This is a genomic window from Rhizobacter sp. P3_B12 (genome assembly GCF_056402895.1).
Genome location: NZ_JBFUGN010000921.1, coordinates 1 through 2,459, shown reverse-complemented (window position 1 = coordinate 2,459; position 2,459 = coordinate 1). Strand labels below are relative to the sequence as shown.

Here is a 2,459-nt window from a genome sequence, read left to right as displayed (position 1 = left end):
GCGGCGCTGCATCAGCAGCGGCTCGTCGCCGCAGGCGCCGGCCGGCGTGTCGGGCGTCACCAGCACGATGTCGWCACCGGCGTTGCCGCCTTAGCCGCGCGACACGGTGCCCKGCGTCCAGCCGTGCCGCCGCAGCAGCTCGACCACGGCCAGGCAGGTGGGTGTCTTGCCGGCGCCGCCGGCGATCAGGTTGCCGACGACGATCACCGGCACCGGCAGGCGCTCGATGCGCAGCCAGCCGGCCCGGAACGCGAAACCGCGCAGCGCGACGATGGCAGCGTACAGCCCGGCCAGCGGGCGCAGCGCCCACGCGAGCGCGCCGCGCGCGAGCCAGGCGCGCTGCAGTCGGAGGGAGAACGACACGGGGCCGGCGCGCAGCCGCTCAGCGGCCGTCGCCGCCCTGCGAGGTCTGCGCCGCAAAGGTCAGCCGCGCGAGGCCCGCGCGGCGTGCGGCGTCCATCACCGTGATGACGGACTGGTGCGACGACGCCGCATCGGCCGAGACGATGATGATCGCGTCCTTCGCGCCGGCGGATGCCGACAGCAGCTCGGCGGTCAGCATGTCGACGCTGCGGCCGTCGAGCGTCTTGCGGTTGACCGCATAGCGGCCTTCCGCCGAGATCGCGACGATCACTTCCTTGTTGTTCTCGCGCGGCTTGTCGGCATCGGCCACCGGCAGGCTGATCTGCAGCTCGGTGAACTTCGAGTAGGTGGTCGACAGCATCAGGAAGATCAGGACGACCAGCAGCACGTCGATGAACGGGATCAGGTTGATCTCGGGTTCTTCGGGGTGGTGCTTGCGGAACTTCATCGCCATCGCCCTTCAGCCTGCCTTGCGCACCGCGGTGAAGCGCATCAGGTGCGGCACCATGCGCTCGGCGGCTTGTTCCATCTCGAGCGTGTACGCATCGATCAGGCCCCGGAAATAGCGGTACGCGATCAGCGACGGGATCGCGATCATCAGGCCGAACGCGGTGTTGTACAGCGCGACCGAGATGCCGTGCGCCAGCAGCGCCGGGTTGCTGCCGCCGGTGGGCGCCTGCGAGCCGAAGATCTCGATCATGCCGATCACCGTGCCCATCAGGCCCAGCAGCGGCGCGGCCGAGGCGATGGTGCCCAGCGTGTTCAGGAAGCGCTCCATCTTGTGCACCGCGCTGCGGCCGGCGGATTCGAACGCGCCGTGCAGGTTGTCGTGCGAGATGCGCGGGTCGGCGATGATCGCCCTCAGGCCGGTGGCGAGCACCTGGCCGAGCAGCGAGTTGTCGGCCAGCTTGTTGACGACGTCGGCGGCCGGCAGGTGGGCGCGGGTGACCGAGATCACTTCATCGAGCAACCGGGGCGGCGCGATGCGCGCGACCCGCAGGCTGGACAGGCGCTCGATGATCAGCGCGAGCGCAATGATGGAACACAGGAGCAAGGGCCAGATCGGCCAGCCAGCGGCTTGTATGATCGAAAACAATCCGGTCCTCTCAGCAATGGTGGGGTGCGGTGGTGCGCAGAAGTTGCAACCGACGGCGCGATCGACGGCCGGACCAGGCGGTCCCGTGCGGTCTCATTTTTGGACGCGCGATTATGACCCCAAGGCAGCCCCGCCACGCACATCGGCAAGGCAACCGCTTGTTTGCCGGCCGCGGTCCGACCCAGCGAGTCGATGTAGTGCCGGCCGACTACATCCCGAGTCCACCGCAACTGTGGATAACTTTGTGGGCAACCGTGGGTCGAACGCGCCAAAGCCGCGCCAATTCAGGCTCTGCCACAGATTGCTCAATCTTTAAGCATGAAAAAAACGTTGAAAATCAATGACTTGGGCGATTGTGAATGCGGCATGACAGCCGAATCGCGCCGCCAGCCCTTGATTGGCGGGCTTGTGGAGTTCTCGACCCGCATGAACGCTGGGTTTGCACATGTTTGAGCGCTCGGCGGGGCGGGGCGAGCGCCTGGTCTGGAGCGTCGCGGGGCTGGTCAACGCGGTGTCGGACGCGCTGGCGGCGCGCTTCAGCGCCTGTGTCGTGCAGGGCGAGCTGTCGGGCTTCTCGCGTGCGGCCAGCGGGCATTGCTACTTCAGCCTGAAGGATGCGGACGGGCAGCAGGCGGCGATCCGCTGCGCGATGTTCCGGCGCGCGGCGAGCCTGGTGGGCTTCAACCCGGTCGACGGGCAGCGCGTCGAGGTGCGCGGGCGGCTCGCGGTCTACGAACCGCGCGGCGAACTGCAGTTCGTCGTCGAATCGATGCAGCAGGCCGGCGCCGGTGCGCKGTACGAGCAATTCCTGCGGCTGAAGGCGCGGCTCGAGGCCGAGGGGCTGTTCGATCCAGTGCGCAAGCGCGAGCTGCCGCGGTTTCCGCGCCGGCTCGGTGTCGTCACCTCGACGTCGGGCGCCGCGCTGCACGATGTGCTGACCACGCTGGCCCGGCGCGCGCCGCATGTCGCCGTCGTCGTCTACCCGAGCCTGGTGCAGGGC

5 protein-coding genes are annotated in these 2,459 nt (G+C 68.5%); 2 read left to right on the top strand and 3 right to left on the bottom strand.

Translation table 11 applies throughout. The features are described from left to right. Window positions 1-90 precede the first annotated feature (90 nt). From AC1D01_RS30095 to AC1D01_RS30085, 3 genes are read right to left on the bottom strand one after another with little or no spacing between them, the layout of a single operon-like run. Entirely contained in the window at window positions 91-363 is a 273-nt protein-coding gene (locus AC1D01_RS30095) for a tetraacyldisaccharide 4'-kinase (RefSeq protein ID WP_477872968.1), read from the bottom strand. A 19-nt stretch (window positions 364-382) separates the two neighbouring features. Then, on the bottom strand, window positions 383-811 hold the full coding sequence (locus AC1D01_RS30090; RefSeq protein WP_477872966.1) for an ExbD/TolR family protein: 429 nt from the start codon (window positions 809-811) through the stop codon (window positions 383-385). A 12-nt stretch (window positions 812-823) separates the two neighbouring features. Beyond that, complete coding sequence (locus AC1D01_RS30085) at window positions 824-1,459, bottom strand: MotA/TolQ/ExbB proton channel family protein (protein ID WP_047508839.1); 636 nt, start codon at window positions 1,457-1,459, stop codon at window positions 824-826. Between the two features lie 318 nt (window positions 1,460-1,777). Here AC1D01_RS30085 and AC1D01_RS30080 point away from each other — a divergent pair, with 318 nt between their 5' ends. Both AC1D01_RS30080 and xseA read left to right on the top strand, forming a co-directional pair. Continuing rightward, window positions 1,778-1,912, top strand: coding sequence for a hypothetical protein (locus tag AC1D01_RS30080; protein WP_477872964.1), 135 nt, complete (start codon window positions 1,778-1,780; stop codon window positions 1,910-1,912). Continuing rightward, a partial coding sequence (xseA, locus tag AC1D01_RS30075; RefSeq protein ID WP_477872962.1) for an exodeoxyribonuclease VII large subunit occupies window positions 1,905-2,459 on the top strand: 555 nt, incomplete at its 3' end. The genes AC1D01_RS30080 and xseA, both read left to right, overlap by 8 nt.